The sequence below is a fragment of the Granulicella sp. L46 genome (assembly GCF_009765785.1).
Taxonomy (GTDB): domain Bacteria; phylum Acidobacteriota; class Terriglobia; order Terriglobales; family Acidobacteriaceae; genus Granulicella.
The window spans coordinates 81330-105776 of record NZ_LMUT01000005.1 but is presented as its reverse complement, the minus strand read 5'-3'; the positions used below and the strand labels follow the sequence as shown (position 1 = coordinate 105776).

Annotated in this window: 24 protein-coding genes; 12 read left to right on the top strand and 12 right to left on the bottom strand. The window is 59.1% G+C overall.

Annotated elements, in window-relative coordinates; translation table 11 throughout:
- From GSQ80_RS04570 to GSQ80_RS04560, 3 genes are all read right to left on the bottom strand, one after another.
- Positions 1-211: zf-HC2 domain-containing protein (locus GSQ80_RS04570; RefSeq protein WP_158786332.1), on the bottom strand; the 211-nt coding region annotated here is incomplete at its 3' end.
- A complete protein-coding gene (locus tag GSQ80_RS04565) occupies positions 201-788 on the bottom strand; it encodes an RNA polymerase sigma factor (protein ID WP_158786331.1) in 588 nt (195 codons plus the stop codon). The genes GSQ80_RS04565 and GSQ80_RS04570, both read right to left, overlap by 11 nt.
- Positions 789-852: 64 nt before the next feature.
- Positions 853-1188, bottom strand: a complete 336-nt coding sequence (locus GSQ80_RS04560; protein ID WP_158786330.1) for a hypothetical protein — start codon at positions 1186-1188, stop codon at positions 853-855.
- Positions 1189-1217: 29 nt separating this feature from the next.
- Between GSQ80_RS04560 and GSQ80_RS04555 the strand changes: the two genes are divergently transcribed.
- The gene (locus GSQ80_RS04555) at positions 1218-2444 is read left to right on the top strand and encodes an SGNH/GDSL hydrolase family protein (protein WP_254059438.1); all 1227 of its coding nucleotides are present in this window, start codon (positions 1218-1220) and stop codon (positions 2442-2444) included.
- A 31-nt stretch (positions 2445-2475) separates the two neighbouring features.
- On the opposite strand, the gene GSQ80_RS04550 is transcribed toward GSQ80_RS04555, so the two are convergent.
- Complete coding sequence (locus GSQ80_RS04550) at positions 2476-2727, bottom strand: hypothetical protein (RefSeq protein ID WP_158786329.1); 252 nt, start codon at positions 2725-2727, stop codon at positions 2476-2478.
- Between the two features lie 249 nt (positions 2728-2976).
- Entirely contained in the window at positions 2977-3393 is a 417-nt protein-coding gene (gene ndk, locus GSQ80_RS04545) for a nucleoside-diphosphate kinase (protein ID WP_158786328.1), read from the bottom strand.
- A gap of 260 nt (positions 3394-3653) precedes the next feature.
- On the opposite strand from ndk, the gene GSQ80_RS04540 reads away from it, so the two are divergent.
- Positions 3654-4055 (top strand): VOC family protein, encoded by a 402-nt coding sequence (locus tag GSQ80_RS04540; protein WP_158786327.1) that lies wholly within the window; start codon positions 3654-3656, stop codon positions 4053-4055.
- Between the two features lie 228 nt (positions 4056-4283).
- On the opposite strand, the gene GSQ80_RS04535 is transcribed toward GSQ80_RS04540, so the two are convergent.
- Entirely contained in the window at positions 4284-6011 is a 1728-nt protein-coding gene (locus GSQ80_RS04535) for a hypothetical protein (RefSeq protein ID WP_158786326.1), read from the bottom strand.
- 124 nt (positions 6012-6135) lie between these two features.
- On the opposite strand from GSQ80_RS04535, the gene GSQ80_RS04530 reads away from it, so the two are divergent.
- On the top strand, positions 6136-6300 hold the full coding sequence (locus GSQ80_RS04530) for a hypothetical protein (protein ID WP_158786325.1): 165 nt from the start codon (positions 6136-6138) through the stop codon (positions 6298-6300).
- A gap of 6 nt (positions 6301-6306) precedes the next feature.
- Here GSQ80_RS04530 and GSQ80_RS04525 read toward each other — a convergent pair whose 3' ends face one another.
- The 4 genes from GSQ80_RS04525 to sucC all read right to left on the bottom strand — a co-directional run bounded on the left by GSQ80_RS04525 (position 6307) and on the right by sucC (position 10146).
- Positions 6307-6690 carry a hypothetical protein gene (locus GSQ80_RS04525; RefSeq protein ID WP_158786324.1) on the bottom strand — a complete coding sequence of 128 codons (384 nt, stop codon included), beginning with the start codon at positions 6688-6690 and terminating at the stop codon, positions 6307-6309.
- A gap of 165 nt (positions 6691-6855) precedes the next feature.
- Positions 6856-7728, bottom strand: coding sequence for a succinate--CoA ligase subunit alpha (gene sucD, locus GSQ80_RS04520; RefSeq protein ID WP_158786323.1), 873 nt, complete (start codon positions 7726-7728; stop codon positions 6856-6858).
- Between the two features lie 41 nt (positions 7729-7769).
- Positions 7770-8945 (bottom strand): NAD(P)/FAD-dependent oxidoreductase, encoded by a 1176-nt coding sequence (locus GSQ80_RS04515; protein WP_158786322.1) that lies wholly within the window; start codon positions 8943-8945, stop codon positions 7770-7772.
- A gap of 28 nt (positions 8946-8973) precedes the next feature.
- The gene (gene sucC, locus GSQ80_RS04510; protein WP_158786321.1) at positions 8974-10146 is read right to left on the bottom strand and encodes an ADP-forming succinate--CoA ligase subunit beta; all 1173 of its coding nucleotides are present in this window, start codon (positions 10144-10146) and stop codon (positions 8974-8976) included.
- Positions 10147-10466: 320 nt separating this feature from the next.
- On the opposite strand from sucC, the gene trpD reads away from it, so the two are divergent.
- The 3 genes from trpD to GSQ80_RS04495 all read left to right on the top strand — a co-directional run bounded on the left by trpD (position 10467) and on the right by GSQ80_RS04495 (position 13174).
- Positions 10467-11483, top strand: a complete 1017-nt coding sequence (trpD, locus tag GSQ80_RS04505; RefSeq protein WP_158786320.1) for an anthranilate phosphoribosyltransferase — start codon at positions 10467-10469, stop codon at positions 11481-11483.
- A gap of 9 nt (positions 11484-11492) precedes the next feature.
- Complete coding sequence (locus tag GSQ80_RS04500) at positions 11493-11873, top strand: VOC family protein (protein WP_158786319.1); 381 nt, start codon at positions 11493-11495, stop codon at positions 11871-11873.
- A gap of 71 nt (positions 11874-11944) precedes the next feature.
- Entirely contained in the window at positions 11945-13174 is a 1230-nt protein-coding gene (locus GSQ80_RS04495) for an MFS transporter (RefSeq protein WP_158786318.1), read from the top strand.
- A 14-nt stretch (positions 13175-13188) separates the two neighbouring features.
- On the opposite strand, the gene GSQ80_RS04490 is transcribed toward GSQ80_RS04495, so the two are convergent.
- Entirely contained in the window at positions 13189-13815 is a 627-nt protein-coding gene (locus GSQ80_RS04490) for a thymidine kinase (RefSeq protein ID WP_158786317.1), read from the bottom strand.
- Between the two features lie 73 nt (positions 13816-13888).
- On the opposite strand from GSQ80_RS04490, the gene GSQ80_RS04485 reads away from it, so the two are divergent.
- From GSQ80_RS04485 to GSQ80_RS04460, 6 genes are all read left to right on the top strand, one after another.
- Entirely contained in the window at positions 13889-14419 is a 531-nt protein-coding gene (locus GSQ80_RS04485) for a superoxide dismutase family protein (RefSeq protein WP_158786316.1), read from the top strand.
- Between the two features lie 124 nt (positions 14420-14543).
- Positions 14544-15356 carry an RNA polymerase sigma factor gene (locus tag GSQ80_RS04480; RefSeq protein ID WP_158786315.1) on the top strand — a complete coding sequence of 271 codons (813 nt, stop codon included), beginning with the start codon at positions 14544-14546 and terminating at the stop codon, positions 15354-15356.
- 9 nt (positions 15357-15365) lie between these two features.
- Positions 15366-16040, top strand: coding sequence for an anti-sigma factor (locus GSQ80_RS04475; protein ID WP_158786314.1), 675 nt, complete (start codon positions 15366-15368; stop codon positions 16038-16040).
- Between the two features lie 17 nt (positions 16041-16057).
- Complete coding sequence (locus tag GSQ80_RS04470; RefSeq protein ID WP_158786313.1) at positions 16058-17446, top strand: hypothetical protein; 1389 nt, start codon at positions 16058-16060, stop codon at positions 17444-17446.
- 1 nt (position 17447) lies between these two features.
- Positions 17448-19088 carry a DUF4097 family beta strand repeat-containing protein gene (locus GSQ80_RS04465; RefSeq protein ID WP_158786312.1) on the top strand — a complete coding sequence of 547 codons (1641 nt, stop codon included), beginning with the start codon at positions 17448-17450 and terminating at the stop codon, positions 19086-19088.
- Positions 19089-19693: 605 nt separating this feature from the next.
- The gene (locus GSQ80_RS04460) at positions 19694-21472 is read left to right on the top strand and encodes a bifunctional diguanylate cyclase/phosphodiesterase (RefSeq protein WP_158786311.1); all 1779 of its coding nucleotides are present in this window, start codon (positions 19694-19696) and stop codon (positions 21470-21472) included.
- 628 nt (positions 21473-22100) lie between these two features.
- Here GSQ80_RS04460 and GSQ80_RS04455 read toward each other — a convergent pair.
- Entirely contained in the window at positions 22101-24398 is a 2298-nt protein-coding gene (locus GSQ80_RS04455) for a tetratricopeptide repeat protein (RefSeq protein WP_158786310.1), read from the bottom strand.
- Positions 24399-24447: the final 49 nt, after the last annotated feature.

The following is a 24447-nucleotide window of genomic DNA, read 5'->3' as shown; positions in this document are numbered from 1 at the left end:
CACCCACCCCCCGCGCATCCACCCCCCCCCCCGCCTCAAACGAGAAGCCCTTCAAGCCCGCAACAGCCCGCCGGCTAGCGCTCAAATACTCCGCACACGCCGCGCACGAACGCACATGCACTTCCACCAAACGCTCATCTTCAGGAGTCCCCGCCCCCGCCAAACTGCGGTCAATCCTCTGCTCAAAATCCTCATGCCTCTCAGCGCTCATGCCTCTCCTCCATCTGCGACCGCAACGCCGCCAATCCTCGATAAATCCTCGCCGCCACTGTAGGCACCGGCGCACCCACCATCGCCGCAATCTCCTGCAGCGACATGTCTTCCATAAACCTCAGCACCAACGCCTCGCGAGTAATCGCCTGCAGCCCCTGCAACGCCGCCGCCAGCCGCTCCGCATCCTCCGTCCGCGCCGCCAGCGCAAACGGAGACATCGCCTGCGACACCGGCGCCATCACAACCAGCCGCCCATCATCCTCCGCGTCGAAACTCACCTCGCGCCGCCGCCTCAAAAAATCAATCGCCAAATGCCGAGCCACCGTGAACAGCCAAGGCTCAAACCGCGACCGCCCATCATAGCTTTTGCCGCGCTCCATCACCCGCAGCCAAGTCTCCTGCACCAGGTCGTCGACCCCATCCCGCCGCCCCAACACATAAACCAGATACCGCACCAGCCGGTCCTGATACTCCTCCACCAGCATCTGCAGCAGCGCGACATCTCTATCGCGAAGGCCGCGTGCAATCTCCCGCGTATCCCCCGTATCTCGGTTCACCGTGCTCGCCAATGCCATATCGTATCCGTACATACGCGGTGTATACGAAGCAGTCCCCCCAAATTACGCATCCCCCAAAAAACTATTTCAATGCCTCTGCCTCTACCTTTGCCTTTCTGGCTGCCATTCCGACCCTGAGCAAAGCCGGAGGCGAGGAACCTGCTGTTGCCGTTGCAGTTGCAAGTTTCTCGCCGTCATCCTGAACGCAGTGAAGGACCCCCGTATTTGTCGTTGCTTTTGCTGTTGCTGTTGCTGTTGCCTTTCTGTCTGTCATTCCGAGCGCAGCGAGGAACCTGCTGTCTCCCGTTCTTCCAACACCCACCCCAATCCCCCTATGTTCCCCCGCAACGCGAAGCCTCCCGCCGTCCGCGCAGGACGTATGCTGGTACCCGACACAAAACCCAACCTCACCATCCACCGCTAGCCAACCCTCCAGGAGTCCCCGCCGTGCGCTTGTCCACCACCGCTCTACGCCTCACCCTCCTAGCCACCACCCTCCCCCTAACCACCCTCCCCGCCGCCGCCCAGACCCAACCTCACTGGGTAGCCACCTGGGGCACCGCTCCCGTCGCCCACGCCAACGACCACCACGCCTTCACCATGCCCACCACCCTCCGCCAGATCGTCCATGTCTCCATCGGCGGCTCCACCATCCGCGTAGTCCTCACCAACGAGCTAGGCGTCAGCTCCCTGGTCATTGACGCCGCCGCCACCCTCCCCGCCCCTGCCGGCGCCATCCAACCCAACTCCTCCGTTCCCCTCACCTTCAACGGCCATCCCGCCATCACCATCCCACCCGGCTCCATAGCCGTCAGCGACCCCATCCCCTTCAACCTCGCCCCCCTCTCCGACCTGGCAATATCCCTCTCCATCGCCGGCCAGGCCATCCCCACCCTCACCCAGCACGACCTCTCCCTCGAAACCAACTACATCGCCAGCTTCGACCAGGTCACCTCCCCCACCCTCAAAGACGCAGCCACCACCGAAGTCTGGGACTTCATCAAAGGCGTAGAAGTCGAAGCCCCGCAATCCCCATCCCAACCCGCCACCATCGTAGCCTTCGGAGACAGCATCACCGACGGCTGGCACAGCACCACCGGCACCCACAACACCTGGCCCGACCTCCTCGCCGCCCGCCTCCAGGCCAACCCCGCCACCAGCAACCTCGCCGTCATCAACGAAGGCATAGGAGGCAATCGCGTCCTCCACGACGGCTGGGGCCCCAACGCCCTCGCCCGCTTCGACTCGGACGTCCTGGCCCCCTCCGGCGTAAAGTACGTCATCCTCCTCGAAAGCATCAACGACATCGGCCACGCCTACGACCCCAAAAAGCAATACGACATCGTCTCCGCCGACGACCTGATCACCGGCCTCTCCCAGCTAGCGGCCCGCGCCCACGCCCACAACCTCAAAGTCATCGGAGCGACCCTCACGCCCTACATGGGCGCCGGCTACTCCTCCCCCGCCGGCGACGCCGTACGCCAAACCGTCAACCAGTGGATCCGCACCACCCCTCTCTTCGACGGAGTCATCGACTTCGACAAAGCCACCCGCGACCCCGCCAACCCCTCCGTCTTCCTCCCCGCCGCCGACTCCGGCGACCACCTCCACCCCAACGACGCCGGCTTCCACCTAATGGCCGACGCCATCGACCTAACCCTCTTCACCAAATAACCCAAGCCCGTTCGCCAGCGCCAATCCGCCGTCATCTCGACCGGAGCATCACGCTCTTGTCTTTGTGATGCGAAGCGGAGAGATCCCCGCATTGGCATTGGCCTTTTGCATTGCCTTTGCCTTTGCCTCTGCCTTTGCCTTTGCCTTTACCTTTACCTTTGCCTTGCTTTTGCCTCGACCCGCCACCAAAAATTTCGTCATCCTCGAGCGAAGCGAAGGATCCCTGTATTAGTCCTTGCATTTGCATTTGCATTTGCATTTGCATTTGCTTTTGCTTTTGCATTTGCTTTTCTGGCTGTCATCCCGCAGGGATCTGCTTCTTCCTTTGCCCTTGCATTAGCCCTAGCCTTTCTGGCTGTCATTCCGAGCGCAGCGAGGAACCCGCTGTCTCCCGTTCTTAACTGCCACCACCCGAACGCCCTAAAGCTTTCTGTCCCCCATCCGATAAAGAACTCGTATTCCCAGATGAAGAGCTAGGGGCGGCCCGCACATAATCTGCGAGCCGCCCCTGATTTTTCGCTCCCCGCGCGTTTTACTTCAACTCAAGCCCAGCAAAGAAGTACCCAATCTCGAACGCCGCAGTATCCTCCGCGTCCGAACCATGAATCGCATTCTCGCCAATCGAAGCCGCAAACATCTTGCGAATCGTACCCGCCTCAGCCTTAGCCGGATCGGTAGCGCCCATCAACTTGCGCAGATCAGCAATGGCATTGTCCTTCTCCAGAACCATCGGAACAATCGCCCCCGAGCTCATGAACTCCGTCAGCTCGCCAAAAAACGGCCGCGCCGAGTGCACATGATAAAACCCTTCGGCCTGGCTCTTCGAAATCGAAATCTTCTTGATCGAAACAATCTTGAATCCCGCCTTCACAATCTCCGCGAGAATAGCGCCGGCATCGCCCTTCTTAACGGCGTCCGGCTTAATGATGCTAAAAGTGCGCTCTGACACGTAAATCTCCTTAATTAGACTGCTCTACCAGTGTACCTGCTTAGCAACAAGCCCGGCCCTCCGAGGCTCCAGCGACAGACCAGGTACCCCGAGGCTTCAGCCTCGGGTCTCATGTCCCGGGAAACATCTGGGCTTTAGCCCCGAGGTATGCCTTTGCCTTTCCAGCTGTCCCCGCAGGGATCGGCCTCCGCCCTTGCCTTTGCCCTCGCCTTTAGTTAAAAGCTAGAGGGTAGAAGCTAAAAGCCGAACACGGACCCCACATGCCTCCCACCGACCAAACCCCCAACGAAATCCGCCTCCACCACGCCATCCCCATCTTCCGCGTCGCCAACCTGGCCACCAGCCTCGACTACTACACCCGCATCCTAGGCTTCGAAATCCCCTGGCAGCTCCCCTACTACGCCTCCGTCCGTCGAGGCACCTGCTCGATCATGCTCTGCGAAGGAGACCAGGGGAACCCCGGCACCTGGATCTGGGCCCCCGTCTCCGACGCCGACGCTCTCTACGAAGAATGGAAAGCCAGCGGAGCCAACATCCTGCAAGGCCCCACCAACTTCCCCTGGGGCTCCCGCGAAATCCAAGTCCTCGACCCCGACAACCACCGCCTCCGCTTCGCCGCCGACCTGAAAGAAGGCGAACCCATGGGCACCTTCATCGACTAACCACAGCGCTCGCGTTTGCCTTTGCGTTTGCGTTTCTTTCTGTCATTCCCTCTGGGAATCTGCTTCTTCCCTTGCTCTTACCCGTGTTCTTGCCTTTGCCTCTGAGATAGGTCCGGGCTTTAGCCCGGACATCCACCCACGCCCGCCGATAGGGCTTTAGCCCCTGGGACACCTCTGCCGCTACCCACGCCTTCTCTAGGCTCTACACTCTACCCTCTACACTCTGCCTCAGTACCTCCAGCTACTGAGGTCCGCCCCCGCCGGCGCGGTCTTCTCCATCCGCTCTACAATCTGCGGCACATACATCTGGTTGTAATGCATCCGCGAATAAGCATTCGGCTTCGCAGGATCCCCATTCCAGCAATGCTCCGCCCGAGGTCCATACTTCACCTCGCCCTCATAAGGAACCCCATACCCAGGAGTCCCTGTCTTATCCAAAAAGTCCTGCATCAGGTAAACCGCATTATTCAAAAAGTAAGTGTCATCCGACCCAACATAGATATGCAGTTTCCCCTGCAGCTTAGGCCCCAGCGTGCCCCAATCTTTCTGCAGTATCGCGTCGAGATCATAATGCTCCCGCCAATATTCCGCGGTCTTATGATCAATCACGCCGGTAGTCTTATCAAAAATCGGCAACGGATACCCATCCTTCCCCTGCGGCGAATACACAGCCTGCCAAATATCAAACTGGTCGCCCGACCGCCCGTGATCCCCCAACGCCGCCTCGTACGCAATGTTGTCGCGCATCGAGATCAACGTCTGCCCCAAATAATTCCGCATCGCCGGCTGCTCCACGCGCTTATTGGCACCCTGCGCATAAAACATGTTGTCGTCCTTATACAAATCCCTCGTCATATACGCATGAAAGTCAACGGGATCAGGGCAAGCCACAAACGCCCCGTTATAGTGATCCGGATAAAACATCTGCACAGCCAGCGACTCCCACCCACCCGTAGACCCGCCATAAAGAAACCGAGCCCACCCTTTACCAATCCCACGAAACTGCTTCTCAATCGCCGGAATCAGCTCAGTCTCAATCGCATCCCCATAAGGCCCAACATTAGCCGAGTTCACAGCATAGCTATCGTCATAAAACGGATTCGCATGCTGCAGCTTCACAATCAACATCCGCGGAGTCTTCGGCGCAATCCACTCTTGGTAATTTTTATAAGCCTCCTCCTGCATGATCCGGTTATACCCCGCAAGATGAAACCGATCCGAATACACCGGCTTCAAATTCGCATCCGGCGGCTCAGTCCGAAAGTCATCGAACTCCGAAACAAAATGATCCTGCGCCACAATCAGCGGATACCGCGCCTCCGGATGTTCATCGAACCCCCAAGGCACCATCACCACCGCCGACAGAAACACCGGCCTCCCCCAGAACTTCGTAAGCAGCGCCGACTGAATCCGAATATGCCGAATAAACTTCGTATCCGCCTCCGGCTTAATCTCCGGCATCACCTGGTCCATCGAAATCTCTAGCTTTGTCCCCGGCCCCACATGAACCTTCACCGGCTTCGAATACAAATTCCCCGGCGCCACACTCCACTGCTTCCCCTCGCCCCGATCCGCCGACAGCTTCACCACCGACCCATCCCCCCGATGGAACGTCTCATACACATTCAACACGGCCTGCACCGTGTAATCCCCGGGCGGCACATCCTTCAACGTAGCGCGCGGATACCCCGAGATTCCGTCACCGCCCTCGTCCGCAACCACCACCGTCTGCCCCGGCTTCATCCCATCCACCGTCACGCCAAACACCTGCTGCGACGCCATCGTATCGTTGATCTGCATCCTCGGCTCTTCACTCGGATCATTCGACAGCAGCACCATCAGCCGCCCATCCAGCGCCTTCCCCGACACCGCCGCCGGAAACCGCACCGCAACCGTCTGCGCACCCGCAGACACCGACACCAAGACCGCAACCAAACCCACAAGCACTCTGCGCATACGAGAGTATAGAACCTCCTCCAGCAACAACCCCAACCCCTCGCCCCGCAAATTCGCGCATAAAATGCTCTATACGCTCCACCGAGCGCGTCCTCCCGCGGCTTCCTGCGTCCAAGGAGAAATGATGCGTCGCACTGCATGGATATGGGCCGTCGGCTCCGCTGCCTGGACCTTCGACGCCATCGTCAACCTCTACTACCGCAACCGCCCCCACGCGGAACTTTCCTTCATGATAGCCGTCATGTTCGCCATCGCCTGGGCCTTCTACTCCCGCCAGCAAACCCGCTAGCCACGATCAATTCCCCTCGACAGCGAACGCTCCAAACGATCCTCCGAGCGGATCCGCACCGCCCAGCACCTCGTTCACCGCTTCCAGAACGTTGGTTGGAAACGAGTCCGTAATGCGCGAACAGAACATGCTCTTTGGCTCGCCCGCCTGCGCAATCTTCACAATCAATTGTTCGGGATAAATCGCCCGCACACGCTCATCCAGCCCCATCTCCGGCCAATGCGAGTTTCGCCCAATCACCACCACATCAAAGGTGTTCTGCACCATCAACGCCATCGCTTCATCATTGTGACCGACAGCGGACACCGCAAACCCGGCGTGCAGCAGCAACGCCGATCGTGAATCTCTCAACACCGGATCATGGGAAACAACCAGAATTCGCTTTTGCACAAAAGCCTCGCTCGGGCATCCACGCCCGCTGCAGAAGGCTCTTCAAAAATTGGGCCGACACTTCGTTAGATGCAAGCCCAGCCCCAACAACCGTGTCCCCACCAATCTCCGCCCAAGCCTCGCCTTTCTCTATCCTCTACACTCTATCCCCTATCCCCTGTTCTACTACTTCCCCATCACCCGCTGCATCGTCTCGCCAATCTCTGCCGGCGACTTCACCACGTGGATCCCCGCAGCCATCATCGCCGCCATCTTGCTCTCCGCCGTCCCCTCGCCGCCAGAAATAATCGCGCCCGCATGCCCCATCCGTCGCCCCGGAGGGGCCGTCTGCCCCGCAATAAATCCAACCACCGGCTTCTTCACGTACTGCTTAACAAAGTCAGCCGCAGCCTCTTCCGCTGTTCCACCAATCTCACCAATCATGATGATCGCCTCAGTATCCGGATCATCATTCAGCAACCGCAGCGCGTCGATATGATTCGTTCCAATAATCGGGTCGCCACCAATTCCAATCGCGGTCGACTGCCCAATCCCCCGCTGCGTCAGCTGATACACCGCCTCATACGTCAGCGTGCCCGACCGCGAAACAATCCCCACCGAACCCTCTTTATGAATCCGCCCCGGCATAATCCCGATCTTCGCCTTCCCCGGCGAAATCACCCCGGGACAATTCGGCCCAATCAGCCGTGACTTCGACTTCCGCACGACCTCCCAAACCTTCACCATATCCAGCACCGGAATCCCCTCAGTGATGCAAACGATCAGCGGAATCCCCGCAGCCGTCGCCTCCAGAATTCCATCCGCAGCAGCCGGTGGCGGCACAAAGATCATCGTCGCATTCGCACCCGTCTCCTTCACCGCTTCATCGACGGTATTAAAAACCGGCCACCCCTCAAACGTAGTCCCGCCCTTACCCGGCGTAACGCCGCCCACCACCTTCGTCCCATACTCCGCGCATCCCTTGGCATGAAACGACCCTTCACGCCCAGTAATCCCCTGCACAATAAGCCGCGTTCCCTTGCCAACCAATACTGACATTCACGTTCTCCTATCAAGCCCACGCAATGCGCGGCTTGTATTCAATTCTGTGCTGCAGAAGCGCTTGATGCCGCTCCCGCAAAACTTTGAAACAACCCAACCACGCGATCCGCTGCGTCCGTCGAGTAAAACATCTCGGTATTCATCATCGTGTCGCTCGTCATGCCCCGCATGCGCTCAAACATCTCTGCCTCGTAACGCGCGATCGCGCTTCCGGCATCGCCTTCCTGCAGCAACTCCCGCGACAGCACCAGCGCATCAAGCATCGCCATGTTCACGCCTTCGCCTGCATACGGTGGCATCACGTGCGCCGCATCTCCGATCAGCGTAACGTTCGGCTTTGGATCCCAATGCTGATCTTCAGGACACACCAACAGCGGCCGCCACACCGTCGACTTCGCCTTCGCAAACAGCGGTTCCCACAGCGCACTCCAGCCCTCGAAGTTCTCATGAAACCACGCCACGCGCTTGTCCGCGTCGTCGGCCGCTTCCAGCCTCTGTCTACCTTCCGCATCCGCGCTTTTCAGCCCGGCGTAGAACAGGATGCTTCCGTCAGGCTTGGTCCCCATCCCGATCGTTCGCTCGCTGCCCAGCGCAATTAACGCTGCTCCGCCCAACAGCTTCCACAACTCCGGCACCGCGTCTTTCGCCGCAACAACAACGCCTTCCACCAGCGCCACCCCGACATACTCAGGACGGATAGGCGTCACCACCGCCCGCAACCGCGAGTTCGCTCCGTCGCAACCAATCGCCACATCGGCCAACACACTTTCCCCACCAGCAAACTGCAGCTTTACCTTTTCGCCGGAAATCTCTGCACCCTCCAGCCTCCGGTCCCAATGCACCGTCCCAGGCCGCAGCGAATCCAGCAACAGATCGCGCAGCGGACCGCGCTCGATCTCAGGACGCTTGCCCGCCCCCGACATCTTCCGCTCGTGATCGTGCAGAATCACGCCGTCCTGATCCGTCAACCGAAGGCGATCAAGATCCGCACGGTGATTCGCCCAGAACGCATCCATCAGTCCCCCGGCATCGAGCGCCGCCAGCCCGGAATCCTCATGCAAATCCAGCGCACTCCCCTGCACGCGTGCCTCGCGGCTCTGGTCACGCTCATAAACCGCAACGTCCGCGCCACCCATTTGAAGCAGCCGTGCCAGCGTAAGTCCTCCCGGACCTCCGCCGACAAGTGCGATCTTCTTTCCGTCAATAGCGCGCATGCGTGGTATCCAATAAATCAGTCGGAGCTCAACCCTTCGCCGCAGCAACCGCCAAATCCGCCGCTTCCTTCATCGTCGCGCCAATCTGCACCTTCATTCCAGATTCCGCAATAATCTTCCGGCCCTCCTCAACGTTCGTTCCTTCAAGCCGAAGAATAATCGGCAAGTGAACGTTGAGTTTTTTCGCCGCAGCAACAACCGCAGTAGCCAGCACATCCACACGAAGGATGCCGCCAAAAATATTAATGAAAATCGCCTTCACATTCGGGTCACTCAACAAAATCCCAAACGCATTCTCAATCTGTTCCTGATTCGCGCCGCCGCCCACATCCAAAAAGTTCGCCGGCGCTCCACCCGCATACTTGATGATGTCCATAGTCGCCATAGCCAACCCAGCGCCATTCACCATGCACGCAATCGACCCATCCAGCTTGATGTAATTCAGCGCAAACTTGCTCGCCTCAACCTCCAGCGGATCCTCTTCCGAAATATCCCGCAGCTCCTTCAAATCCTTATGCCGGAACATCGCGTTATCGTCGAAGTTCATCTTGCAATCCAGCGCCAGCAGTTTCCCATCCTTCGTCGTGATGAACGGATTGATCTCCATCAACGTCGAGTCGGTATCCATGAACGCCTTGTACATCCCCATCATGAGCCGAGCCGCTTCGCCAATCTGCGCCGGCGCCAGCCCCAGCTTGAACGCCAGCTTGCGAGCCTGGTACGGCTGAAATCCAATCGCCGGATCCACATACTCCTTGAAGATCTTCTCCGGCGTATCGTGCGCCACCTCTTCAATGTCCATGCCGCCCGCCTGCGACGCCATAAACACCACCTGCGCCGACGCACGATCCAGCACCAACCCCAAATAAAGCTCGCGCTCAATCGCCGACCCAGCCTCGATCAGCAGCCGCTGCACCTTCTGCCCCTGCGGCCCCGTCTGGTGAGTCACCAACTGCATTCCCAAAATCGCCTTCGACGCGGCAGCCGCCTCCGTCATCGACTTCGCCAGCTTCACCCCGCCGCCCTTCCCACGTCCCCCCGCGTGAATCTGCGCCTTGACGACAACCACCGCGTTCCCCTCAGAGAAAAGCTGCTTCGCCGCCGTGTCTGCCTCCTCCAGGGTCGTCGCCATCTCCCCATTGGGAACAGTCACTCCATACTTGCGCAGAATCTCTTTCCCTTGGTACTCGTGGATCTTCATGCGGACTCCAGCCTTGCAGTTTCAAGTAGGACGGCTTTTCTTCACGCCATCGAAATCATCCTAGTGACTCGCTCGAACGACTAGCAAACCCACGCGGCGATAATCGGAAAGATTGTGCGATTTCTATCAATGTCAAGGAAGCTTGACTTTCGTTAGGTCGGCTGTAAAGCACGCTTTACATTGACGCCCAAAAGTGTCAAGCACGCTTTACATTTCGACCCAAAACCTGCCCGCCGCACCGCGTAAAACTATGCTAAACACCCCGATTTGGAGCCCGAAACAGGGCTAAGTCATACACGTTTGATACGCTCAGAAGCGCAATGTCTATCCAGAACGAGCTCCGCCGCATCCTCGAACAGCGCGAAACCCTCTCGCGTTCCGAGGCCTCCGCGCTCATGGAACGCATCCTCGCCGGCCAAGCCAGCGACATTGAATTAGCCGCCCTCCTCGGCGCCCTGGCCGCCCGCGGCGAGACCTCCGCCGAGATCGCCGGCTTCGCCTCCACCCTCCGTAATGCGGCGAACATCCTTCCCCTCAGCCAGATAGAGCAGCAGGAGCTCGTCGACACCTGCGGCACCGGAGGCGATGCCAGCGGCACCTTCAACATCTCCACCGCCGCCGCCCTTGTCGCTGCAGCCGCCGGAATCCGCGTAGCCAAGCACGGCAACCGCGCCGTCACTTCGATCTGCGGCTCCGGAGACGTCCTCGAAGCCCTCGGCATCCCCATCCACCTCTCCCCCACCGAAGCCGCCCAGGCCCTCCGCACCCGCCACTTTGCCTTCCTCCTGGCCCCTTCGCATCATCCTCAATTGAAAGCAGTTATGCCAGTCCGCAAAGCCCTCGGCGTGCGCTCCATCCTGCACATCTTGGGCCCCCTCCTCAACCCCGCCGGAGCCCGCCGCCAGGTCATGGGCGTCTACCAGTCCCGCCTAGTCCCCCTAGTCGCCAACGCCATGATTCTACTTGACATCCACCACGCCATGGTAGTCCACGGCGACGGTGGCCTAGACGAGCTAGCCCTCTCCGGTCCCTCCGAAATTGCCGAACTCCGCAACGGAAACGTCACCGAATACACCATAACCCCCGAAGATTTAGGCCTCCAGCGCGCCCCCCTCTCCGCCCTGGCCGGTGGCAACGCTTCCGACAACGCCCTGATTCTAAAAGCGATCTTCACCGGAAAACAAGGCCCGGCCAGAGACGTAGTCCTGCTGAACGCAGCCGCCGTCCTGGTTGTCGGCGGCCTCGCCAGCAACCTTCGCGACGGCATCCAACTGGCAGCCACTACCATCGACACCGGCGCCGTCACCCACCTCATCAACGCTCTCCAGCAAACCTAAGAGGCTCATATGGCAAGAGTTACAGGCATCGGCGGAGTCTTCCTCCGCTCCAACGACCCAAAGGCAACGGCAAAATGGTACGCCGAACACCTCGGCATCACCCTCAGCGACTTCAACGGCGCCGCCTTCCAGTGGTCTGACGAAGTCCCCGCCGGCACCGGCATGACCGCCTGGTCCGCCTTCCCCCAGGACACCAGCTACTTCGGCGACGGCCAGCAGCAGTTCATGGTCAACTACCGCGTAGACGACCTAGATGCCCTGCTTGCATCACTTAGCGCAGCGGGCGTATGGATCGACCCCAAGCGCGACGACGCTTCCTACGGAAAATTCGCTTGGATCAAGGACTGCGACGGCAATCGCGTAGAACTCTGGCAACCGCTGGAATCTTAGGAACAACCACTCTGCCGTACACTGTGGCGATGCCCCCCAGCACCCATCGCCGACGAGCCCCCGTGTGGCTGATGGGCCTCTCAAACGCCACCATCGGCCTCGCGGGCGGCTTCATCGTGCTGCCCTTGCCCCAGATGCTCGCTGCACAGGGCGTCCCCGAAATCAAAATCGCCGCCATCAGCGCCGCCTGCCTCTCCCCCGGGTTCTGGGTCTTCCTGCTCGGCCCCATGCTCGACATCCGTTTCACCCGCCGCTTCTATGCCACTCTCTTTGCAGCACTTGCGGGTATCGGACTGATGACAGCTGTACTTATGCGCGGGCACCTGCTCACACTGGAAATCCTGCTGATGATCGCCTACGCAGCCTCCGTCCTGAGCTCCAACGCCCTCGGTGGATGGCTAGCAGGCGTCATCCCGGACGTTGCCGAATCTGACGGAGACAATCCGAACCACGAAGGCGCCCGCCTAAGCGCCTGGACCCAGGTCGGGCTCTTTCTAGGCAACGGTCTGATGGCCGGCCTCGCAGCCGAAGGCATGCGCCGCTTACCCCTAACCATCATCGCCCCACTCCTTGGTGCCCTCGTCGTGCTTCCCGCCGCCGTCTTCCCTTGGATCCCGGTTCCAGAGCTAACCTCCCCAGACGCCGCGAAATCCACCCTGAATCTAGCCCGGGACGGCTTCAAAAAGCTGTTCTCAGAACTCGCTTCCCTCGTCAAGCGACGCGAGGTAGTCCTTACGCTGCTATTGTTTGCCGCGCCCACAGGCTCTTTCGCCCTCACCAACCAACTCGGTGGCGTCTCCGCAGACTTTCACACCTCGCCAGCTTTCGTTGGTCGCATGGGCGGAGTTGTCCTCGCACTAGCAGGGGCCACCGCTTGCCTCCTGCTACCCCTCTTCGCCCGCTGGATCAAATCCCTTCCCCTTTACTTACTGATCGGTACAGTAGGCAGCCTCTTCACCCTGACCCTCCTTCTGCTCCCTCGAACACCCGCCACCTTCGCCCTGGCGTTTCTAGGCGAGAACGTGGTTCAAGCCCTCAGCTTCACAGCCGCGGTAGCCATTTGTTTTGCCACCATCGGGAGAAACAATCCCCTCGCCGCAACCCAGTTCAGCCTGCTTACCTCCGCGACCGTGATTCCGATCCTCTACATGGGCGTCCTGGACGGGCGGGTCTACGACAGCCACGGGCTGGCGCGTATGTATCTGATTGACGGCGGTTTAAGCATTGCCGCTTGCGCTTTGATGGCAGTCGTTATGTGGCATTTTGCCCGACAGCCGAAGGCCTTCCCAGCGGAGCCCTAGTGAAGACGAAACTCTTAGGCGGTCCTGGGAATTTCTACCACCGACGTCAGTTCCAGCTGCTCTGAGGCGTGCTCGTCCTGATACGGATGGAAATGCGCGCGGCAACGGGCTTCATAAAGCCCCGCCGCCCCAACGACAACAAGCTCCTGGCTCTGCCCCAGCCGCTGGGTATGAATTGCAGCAGCGCCACAAACCATGCACACAGCCGAGAGCTTCGTAACCGTGTCAGCAATGGCCATCAGGTTAGGGACAGGCCCAAACGGCTCGGCTGCGAACGTAGTGTCGAGGCCCGCCATGAGGACGCGTTTTCCCAGCGCAATAAGATCGACCGCGAGTGGAACAATTCCCGCATCGAAGAACTGGACCTCATCGATGCCGATGACTTCGATCGTATCGAGCTGCGGATAGAGCGCCTCCCGTAGGTATTCGACATTGGCCACGGTGGTTGCCTCATGCGTCTGCGCGCTGTGGCTGGCGATGGCGGACCGGTGGTAGCGGAGGTCAATATCGGGTTTGAAACAGGCGACGCGCTGGCGAGCAATCCGGGCGCGCTTCAGACGCCGTATCAATTCCTCGCTCTTGCCCGAAAACATCGGACCCGTGATGACTTCGAGAACACCGGGAAGATTCGTGGATGCCATAGGTGCCTATCGTAAATTGGTGCGAAGCGGTGGACAACTGAGGTATGCTGACCGATGTATCGGGAGGTCTCTTATGCGCTTTGGATGGTTGACGACAGGTTTGATCTTAACGGCTATGGCAGCCTCTGGAGCTCGCGGCCAAGAAGCTCCCAAGCAAATAAAGGTTCCGATTTTGAGCGCGACCGGCCAGGACGCCGGCTCTGCAACCTTCAAGGCCGTGAAGAAGGGCGTGAAAGTCAAAATCGAACTGAAAAACCTCGAATTTGGACTCCATGCCGTGCATATCCACCAAAATCCGGTCTGTGATGCACCCGACTTCAAGGGTGCTGGCGGACACTTCAACCCCGATGGCAAACACCACGGCTACCAGAACCCTATGGGACACCACAACGGCGACATGCCAGAAAGTGTCTCCGTCGGCGAGAATCATATGGGGTCGGCGACCTTTGTACTTCAGTCGATTTCGATGGACCCGGCAGCACCTAATTCGCTGTTTCTAAACGGGGGGACTTCGATCGTGGTCCATGCCAAGGCCGACGACCAAAAGACCGATCCAAGCGGGGATTCAGGAAACAGGATCGCCTGCGGAGTGATCAAACCCTAGGCCAATAAACGCGAAAAAGGCGCCAGCGGCCGGTCAAAGCCAGATACCATGGGCTGATACCGGTTCGCTGCAGCCTGCTTTGCCCCAATGGAACCGCTCCCGCAGCTTTTACGTATGACAATCTATGGCGAGCGCGACCATTCCGGCACTCTTTGGACGGTGTGCAAAGACACCTCTGGCGGTGCCGCCCGCACGCTTCGGGTCAACCCCGCTGACGCGCGACAAGACCCATCGGATACAACAGCCGCTTTCCAAGGAGATTCGCCTCGCCGAGGCGCACATGTCGCCCGAAGAGCCAAAGTCGCAGACCCAGCTACAGGGCGACCGAACTGCGGCTCTCGCCGAGCAGAAAGCGTTAGCGGACCTGGCAGTTCGTTGCCTTGCTGGAGACGCCCAGGCCTGGGAGCAACTAGCCAAGTCGCAGCATCGTAGAATCTATGGGATCTGCTACAGGTTTACTGGGTCGCAGAGCGATGCAGAGGATTTGTCCCAGGAAGCTTTTCTGAAGATGTATAAGAACTTAGCAAGTTTCGATCCGGAAAAGGGCAGTTTCACGACTTGGCTCACGACTCTTACCCGGAATCTGCTCGTCGACAATTATCGTCGGTCACGCCTGGAACGTGTGAGCGATTCGCTGGACGAAGGCTACGAAGGCGAAGAAGATGGACCGACCAAAGCGGAACGCCTGACCGATGGCGGCAAGAGTCAGGAGCAGCATGTTGCCGGGTTGGAACTGAAGGCACAGATTCAAGAGGCACTCAAGCAGGTGTCTCCCGATTTGCGGGAAGCGGTAATTTTGCGTGATCTGGAAGATATGGATTACAAAGAGATCGCAGAGATTTTAGGTGTACCCCAAGGCACCGTGAAGAGCCGGATCAGCCGTGGGCGCAGTGAACTTGCAAGGCTTTTGAAACGTATAGAAGGGCAGGTGATGTGAGTGGCAAACATGAACCAATTCGAAGAGTTTGAGGGTCGCTCCGGAGCGTGTTCCGTCTGCGAGGCGATGCTGCCCGAGGCTGTCGATGGCATGTTGAGTGAGACCGAGCAGAGTGCATTCGATAAGCACGTTGCAGGCTGCGTGGAGTGTGCGCGCGAGCTGGCGGAGGCACGCCGGGGTGCGGCCTGGTTGAGCATGCTGAAGAGCCAGGCCCCTGAACCGCCTGCCGGACTGCTCGCAAAGATCCTGGCCGAAACAACCGGCGCAGCTCAGAACCACGTGCTCCCTGCTGCCGCTCGCACCGCATTTATTCCTGCGCTCCCCGCTGTGGCTCCTGCGGTAGTCGAATTGCAAAAAGGATTCGCCGACCAAAGACCGCCGCTTCGCAAGCTGTGGGACGGTTTTCTTGCGACCAACAGCGCGCGGATTATGTTTCAACCTCGACTCGCGATGACGGCTGCCATGGCGTTTTTCTCGCTCGCGTTGACGTTGAATCTCACTGGGGTCCGGTTACGCGATCTGCGAGCGTCGAACTTTACGCCGTCTGCCATCAAGCGGACAGTAGCGGACATGAATGCTTCAGCTACACGGAGGTTTGAGAACAATCGGGCGGTATACCAGGTGGAATCACGGCTGAGCGACTTGCACAATGATGAGGATGCATCCCCGGCCGGGCGTCGGTAAGGAAGGGTGTGGCAGGCATGAACGACGACACGACAAGAACGGACGGGTGGGGTCCGACAGAAACCTCAAGTGACACCGAAAAATCAAGTCAAGGAGAGCCGCAAGCTGATCCGCAACGGGTGGGCTTCTGCCAGGACTGCGGAAAGCCGCTGACCCAGGAAACCCTCCGCGCAGTAGGTGCTGGTGTGTTCTGCGAGCCATGTCTCACCACACGCGTCGGCGCTTCGGCTCCTCCGGCAGGGTATACGACTGTTCCCCCCTACTCCACCGTCCCACCCTCACCGGCACCGGCGAGTGATCCGAGCCCGGCACTGGCGGCCCTGCTGGGTTTTATTCCCGGTGTCGGCGCCATGTATAACGGGCAGTTTGCTAAAGGACTTGCGCATCTCGCCGTCTTTGCTGTTTTTATTTCGTTGTCTGATCATGTAAACGATATCTTCGGACTATTTGCTGCTGGCTGGATCTTCTACATGGCATTTGAGGCCTACCACACCGCGGTGGCGCGACGCGACGGCTTGCCCCTGCCGAATGCTTTCGGCTTCAACGACATCGGTGAACGCATGGGCTTCGGGAAGTCGTGGGGAACGGTGAATCCCGTGAGACCGGTCCCAGGCAGCGCGCCACCTGTAGCCGCCGGCCAAGCCCAGGCAACAAATCCGGTCGCTGGCCCACCCTACACGCCGGTGACCCCCATCCCCGTGGGCACTGCTCCCGATTGGGTCGGTTACGTTCCACCATCCAGCTTTGGAAATGCGGCAGCAACACCAGAGGCGACCGCCGCTGCTGCAATGTCAGCCCAGATTCGCGCACAGGCGACGAAGGACGCCGGCTTCGGTCATGCCCCCTACGCGGAGACCTACACAGGTACTACGCAGACATACGGAGCAGCAACCACTCCCACGGCGTCCAGCGTCCCGTTTACGGCAGGTCGGCGATTTCCAACCGGAGCTATCTGGCTGATCGCACTCGGAGTTTTGATCCTTGTCGCGAATCTTCTACCGGACTGGAAATTGACCGCGCAGTGGTGGCCCCCGATCTTCTTAGCTGGCCTGTCCGTATGGTTGTTTACCCGTCGGCTGCATTCAGGAGCCAGGCTGGTGTGCATCATTCGCTGGCCGGTAATTCTGATGGTGCTCGCCGTCCTGCTGATCTTGCATGCGGCCTACGTACCGATAACGATCGGACTCGCAGGCTCGATATTGTTGATCGCTTTTGGAGCGCTCTTGCTGCTCGAGCGCGCGGCCGGTGCGATCCCCATAGCTCCACCCCCGCTCGAACCAGCTCCCTACACCGTCACCCCAGATGGCAATGTACAGGCGGCAGAATCTCCCGCACGCGCCGCATGGGGAGCACCAGGCAGCGAGCAAGTCCCACACAATGCCGACGATATTAAGGGTGGACAGTGAGATGAGTTCCTATCCGCCACCGCCCCCGCCGGGCCAATACCCGCCTGTGTATGATCGCAATGCCCTGCGGGCGCAGCGACAGATCTTGCGTGCCCAGGCAAGAGCCCAACAAGCGCAGCAACGCGCACTGCGTTACCAGTTGCGAGCTCAACGCCGCGGCCTTCGTCGAGGATCCATTGTTGGGCCGCTGATCATTCTCGGCATTGGTGTGATGTTCCTCCTGGCTGAGATGGGCAGAATCTCCTGGGGACAATCTCTGGAGTGGTACGGCCGCTGGTGGCCTGCTGTCCTGATCGTTGCAGGTGTCGTTCTGCTCTTGGAATGGTTTCTCGATCAACAGCGAGGAAGCGAGACAGGTCATGTCCGGGTCCTGGGTGGCGGCGTTGTGTTCCTGCTGATTTTGCTGGTCGTCGCCGGCCTGGCATCCCGCACGGTGGAATATGGGATGACATGGCGAGACCATACGTTTGGAAACGGCTATAACAAGCTGGATTATCTGTTGGGCGATCGCCATGAAGCAGACAGCACATTGACCTCTCCGCTTGGAACGGCAACGCCCCTTGTAATCATCAACCCGCATGGAGACGTGACGGTCACGGGTTCGAGCAGCGACGGCCAGGTGCATGTAAACCTGCACACTCAAACCTATGCGTGGAAAGAATCCGATATCGAGCGCAAGACAAAGGATCTTCAACCAACGTTCTCAAGCGATGGAGGGGTTCTAAAACTCAATGTCAACTCTGTAGAAGGTGGAGAGGCGGATCTCACGATCACCGTTCCGCATTCTGCTCCGCTGACGGTTCAGGCGGACCATGGCGACGTAAACGTGAGCGAGATGGCAGCAGCCGTAACAATCACCGCCAACCATGGCGATGTGGACGTGAGTGGAATCGATAGCAACGTTACGCTTCACATGAACGACGACGACGGCAGCGTTACGCTGCACAGCATTCATGGGGGCGCCTCGGTTCAGGGCCATAGCGGCGATATCGATATCTCGGATGTGACGGGCGGCCTCACACTGCAAGGCGATTTCTTTGGCTCAACCGAGCTGGAACACATCAATGGTCCAATTCACTTCACTACAACCAGGACACAGTTCAGTGCCGCGCGGTTGGATGATGAATTCAACGTCGACAAAGACAGCCTGAATGCCAGCGAGTTGCTCGGCCCGGTAGTCCTGAAAACAGAGAATAAAAACATAACGCTCGACCGCATTCAGGGGAGTGCGGATGTCTCGAATCGTAATGGATCCGTGGAATTGACCCATGCTCCGCCACTCGACGCTATCTCGATACAAAATCAGCATGGGTCCGTCGATCTGGGATTGCCGGGGGGTGTCGGGTTCACGCTGAATGCGCAGACGAAAAACGGCGATATGGAGAACGACTTCGACCTTTCCCCTGTTGGAGATGACGACGTTCACACGCTGCGAGGTCGGATCGGCGGAGGCGGCCCCACGGTGACCATTACGACGACCGACGGGGATGTAACGGTACGGCGGAGCACCGTTGCACCACTGCCACCTGCACCTCCGGCTGCACCACGCATTACGATGAAACCTCCGCCTCGTAAGGCTGGTACGGCTCCGCGCGCTCCTGTTCCTCCTGCTGCGCCTGCTCCTCCTGCGGATGAGGACTAAATGCCGCACTCCCAGTAACGCCTGGTCTTGTGCTTTCAGGACATAACCAACTATCCATTGCGAAGAAACGATAGTTTCGATTTGGCGGGATTCGCTGACTTTCGGGTGAAATTTCGTGCGACTTAGCCTCGTTTCGGGTTACGCATCGACAGGTTTAGCCCTGTTTCGGGACGCGCGTTTCTAAATTACCTCGCAGAGCAAGCCACCATACCCCGACATCGGCCGAGGTCGCGAGGGCGAGCAATCCCTTCGCGCCCGCTGGCATCGAACTCCCTTGAGATACTTAATAGATTGGCCATACGATTGCTCTCAATAGAAAGCAAGTTGAATTGTTAAAAAATGCAAATAGGTAGTCGCCAACGTATTAACTTTAGCGGTAAGCTATCAACAAATTGTTCGTACTATCCGGAAGCAGAGCTCACGGTCACGATAGAGTCCATGGCCCGGTATGTACTTCTAACTTGCACGTCTTGATTGTCTCGATCTCCCAATGCCCGGATGGGGTGTGATAACCGCACCAAATCTGACGTTTGTATGCGGATACCGTCCCTCGCATGGCTAGCTGCCACTCAATTGTTTTCGGAATCATTTTGAGGTATTCAGTAATGCGACCTGACGTTCTGCAAGAACAAGACGATCTGCCGCCTGAGTCTCCGATCTCCGCGGTGAGTATCTTGTTCAATGGCAACCCTCTGGCAATCTGGATATACGACGCCATAACCTTCCAGTTTCTAGATGCAAACGAGAGCGCGCTCTCCCAATATGGGTACACGCGCGTGGACTTTCTGCAGCTCACACTGAGCGATGTTGTTCTTTCTACGCAGCAGCCATCGCTGGGAAGTGACGACGGCGACCGCGTCCGATCGCAGGCCAACGTAGTGCAGCGGCACCTGCGCAGCGATGGTACCCAGATTGATGTCGCGGTGCGATCCAACGACGTGTCTTACGGCGGTCGTCCCTGCAAGCTGGTGATCGCCGAAGACGTGACGGAGCGGCGCCACGTGGATGCGGAGCTGATCCAGATGGCGCATCACGATGCGCTGACGGGGCTCCCGAACCGGATGCTGCTTTCGGACCGCATGGCGCAGGCACTTTCGACGGCACAGAGGCTGAAGCACAAGACTGCCGTGATCTCGATCGACCTGGACCACTTCAAGAAGGTGAATGACTGGTATGGGCACGCGATCGGTGATGCCTATCTGAAGCATGTGGCGGGACTCCTGACTAGCCGGCTACGGGGCATGGACACGGTGGCGCGCATGGGCGGCGACGAGTTTGCAATCGTGCTGGGAGAGATCAGCACCGTAGAGTCTGCCGGCCTGGTAGGGAAGATGTTGTTGCAGGCGTTGAATAAGCCGACGGTGATTGGCGGCTATACGATTCAGCCGCGCGGCAGCCTGGGGATTGCGATCTATCCGGAGCATGGCTCGGATATGGACGAGGTCTGGCGCTGCGCGGACGCGGCAATGTACCGCGCGAAACGAGCTGGCGGCAATCGCTATATTGTTGCCGGGCCGGATGCATCTAGCTCTGCGGATGATAGCGCGGCCCTGGACAAGCGGCTGCGCGAGATGCTGGAGAAAGAGCGGCTGTTGCTGCACTATCAGCTTCAGTATTCGCCGAATGACGCCGTGCGCGGGATGGAAGCGCTGCTCCGCATGCAGGATTTGGGGCAGGGATATGTGAGCCCGGATCGAATCATCGCGCGAGCCGAAGACAACGGCATGATCTACCCGGTGGGGCGGTGTGTGGTGGAAGAGGTGTGCCGGCAGATGGATTCGTGGAAGTCGGTCTCAGCGTCGCCAATGCGGGTGGCCGTGAATGTGTCGCCGTCGCAACTGATGCGCAAGGAGTTTGCGTCAGAGGTTGCTGACTCGCTGGCGAAGTGGAAGATCGATCCGTCGTGCCTGGAGATGGAGATTACGGAGCGAGCGATTCTGAACTTCGACGAGATCAGCACGGAGATGCATGAGCTTGCGGGGATGGGTGTTCGCTTTGCCGTGGATGACTTCGGAACGGGCTATTCGTCGCTTCAGCATCTACATCGGCTGCCCATTTCGACGGTAAAGATTGATCGTTCGTTCGTGCAGCGGCTATGCGATTCTTCCAGCAGCTATCCCATTGTGAAGGCGATTATCGCGGTGGGACACAGCATGAAGATGGAAGTGATTGCAGAGGGCGTAGAGCAGGAAGAACAGAGGACGATTCTCGACCGGCTGGGATGCGACGGGATGCAGGGTTACCTGTTTGCAAAGCCTATGTCGCCGGAAGAGATTTCGCAGGCGCTGGGGAAGGCGCATCCCAACACCGACACTGACCACAAGATCTCTCCGCCGTCGATCCGTCAGCCTGCGTCGCGGCAGGTGCGGTCAATCAGCGCATAAGCCGGATCGCAATCCAAGCAGCAGACGCCAAATAAAGGCCCGCGTTTTGCAAAACGCTGAACAGGCGCGCGCAGCCGGTGCAGCGCCTTGTGAGACAAAGCACTGCACGCGGCGCGGGACTCCCACAACCAAGACTGGTTGGAGGTAGGCGATGCTGCGATGCCTGATCAGGCATGGAGGTAGGCAGCAGTGTAGAGCAGAAGGCTGGCAGCCATGCTTACCACCACACCACAGATCAGCAGGACTGGACCATTGTCGGACACGAAATTGAATACGGGCTTCATAAGAACCTTTCTTGGTTAGTTCCAGATTTTCAGCCTCTGCCGCTGCTCTCAAACGGTTGTGTTGAGAACAGAATCGATGCCAGCCGAATCCAGGTACAACCCTTCTAAGGCAACTCGGTCGCCAATCGTAGATGGCTTGAAATGAGTCACTTGCAAGGCATGAAGACTGCTTGTATGCAGAACTTTGCGGAGCTTCCTCGGCTTACGTACCACTTTGCTGCACGCGAGCGGGAAAGGCGGGCGATACGAAGGCAAACGCACGCTGGCCGCGCTGAAACGCATTGCAGATTCTGCAAAACATTTCAACGCGGCCAGCGTGCGTTTACTCTCTAGTTCGTGAGGGGTTAGCCGAGGGTTTGAAGCGCCTGATCCGCGTCTTTCTGCGTCTTGGTATTGGGAGCGAGGGCGGACGCTTTCTTGAGATGGGTGATGGCGCTGGGCTTATCACCGAGTTTGGCGTAGATCATTCCCAGGTGGTATTCGATGGAAGGATTGTTGAGATCGGTTTTCTCGACGCTCTCGAGGAGATCGCGAGCTGATCCATAGGTGCCCTTGTGGTAGTAGGCCCAGGCGAGGGTGTCGGCGGTACTGGGAGAGTTCGGCAAGCCGCGGTGGGCGGTCTCGGCCAGCGACAGCGCGACATCGATGTCCTGACCGCGCTCCATCATGAGGTAGGCAAGGTTGTTGGCGGCGAGCGGCTGATCGGGTTGATTGGCGAGGGCCTTTTTGTAGGAATCCTCAGCTGCGTTGGAGTCGCCCTGGGCTTCCTGAAGCGTTCCGAGGATAGAGTAGGCGCGCGCATCGGTGGGATGCGCGTTGAGCCAGTTTTTCCAGGTGGCGATGGCGGCCGGGACGTTCCCCTGCATGACCTGGGCGCGGGTGAAATCGGTGAGAGCGCTGCCATCGGAGGGATCGATCTGCATGGCCTTCTGTGCCGCGGCAAGGGCTTCGGGACCATTCTTGGCGCCAAGCTGCAGCTCGGAGAGGAGGTCGTACATTTGGCTGTTGGACGGGGCCTTGGCAATCTGCTGCTGAACGACGGCGATGGCCTGCGGAAGCTGCTTTTCGTGCAGGTAATAGGCTGCGAGGACGCGCAGAGCGGCGGCATCATTGGGATTGGCGGCAAGCGCCTGTTCGAGCAACTGCTTGCCTTGCGGCAGCTTGTTTTGAGAGAGGCGGAGAGCGCCAAGCTCCTGCATGGCGACGGCATTATTGGGGCCCTTGTTGATGGCGGTCTGCAGGTCGGCAGCGGCCTGGTCGAGTTGCTGCTGATGGAGCTCAGCGACACCCTTCCAGAGGTAAGCGTCGGAGGAGTCGGGGTTGTGTGCGAGGACGGTGGTGGCGACCTGCATCAGGAGGTTGTAGTCGTGCAGCTGGTTGGCTACGCTGGCAAGGCCGCGGGCGGCATCGATATTGTTGGGATCCTTGCTGAGCGCGGCCTGAAAGTTCTTCTCGGCATCACTGAGGTCACCCTTGGCCTGTGCAGCCTGGGCAAGCCAGAGCTTGAGGGGAACATTGTCTGGAGCATTCTTCTCGGCCTTGTCCAGAGCGATGAAGGCGTCATTGGCCTTGCCGGCGCGGAGCAGAAGCATGCCGTTGAGGACAGCCACCTGGGGATCATTGGAGTTGGATTTCATGAGGTCATCAGAGACCTTGGTAGCCTCGGCGTAGTTCTTCTGCTGGATGAGAATGTGCGCGTAGGTGACCTTGAGCGGAACGCTCTTAGGATGCTTGGCCACGAGGTTGGCGTAGGCAGACGCAGCTTGATCGACCTGGCCGGTGCGGGCGTAGTAATCCCAGAGTAGCTCGGCGCCTTCGGGGGTGTCGGAGAGCAGGTCGGTGCCCTGGAGGAGAGTGGCTTCGGCGGCCGCCTTGTCGCCGGCACGGAGTTCGAGGCCAACGAGGGCGACGCGTGCGCGGATGTTTTTGGGGTCGAGATCGACGGCCGCGGAGGCCTGCTGACGGGCACCCTGGAGATCGCCCTTCTTTTGCAGGAGGCTGGAGAGAATGAGATGCGCCATCGAATTTTTCGGATCGATGGAGATGGCCTTCTGCAGCTCGGCTTCGGCGGTTGCTTCCTGGGCCGGGTCACCGGCTTGGATCAGGGCGAGCGCCGTGTGGAAGTTGGAACGGTTGGGATCGATGGCGAGCGCTTTCTGGATCTGCGCGAGAGCCTCGGCATGATCGCCCTGGGCTAGCGCATTGCTGGCGAGGAGAGCGAAGGCGTCCGCGTTGTTGGGCTGTTGAGCAAGGACGGCGTCAGCCTGTTCTTTCGCGCGGGGATACTGTTTGGCGGCGAGCAGGAGAGAGCCGAGATCGAGCCTGGCCTGGATGTTTTTAGGGTCGAGTGCAACGGTCCGCTGGAGTTCCTGATAGCCGCCGGCGAAGGCGCCGAGCTTCATGTAGGCCTTGGCGAGATCGTAGTGGGCGGCGGCGTAGTTCTTGTCAATCTTGATGGCGTTGGAGAACTGAATGATGGCCTCCTGCTGCTTGCCTTGCGCAGCATAGTTCTCGCCACTCTTCAGATACTTCGCCTTCTTGACGTTAGGATCGCGGGTGCATCCCTGGAGAAGACCTGCGCTGATCGATACGAGCAACAGCGCTGAACAGCGAATCGTTCCCTGACTCCGTAGCATTTTCATCGAACTTCCTTCCATTCTGTAAATCAAACTTTGCGGGTTCTGAGAGCTG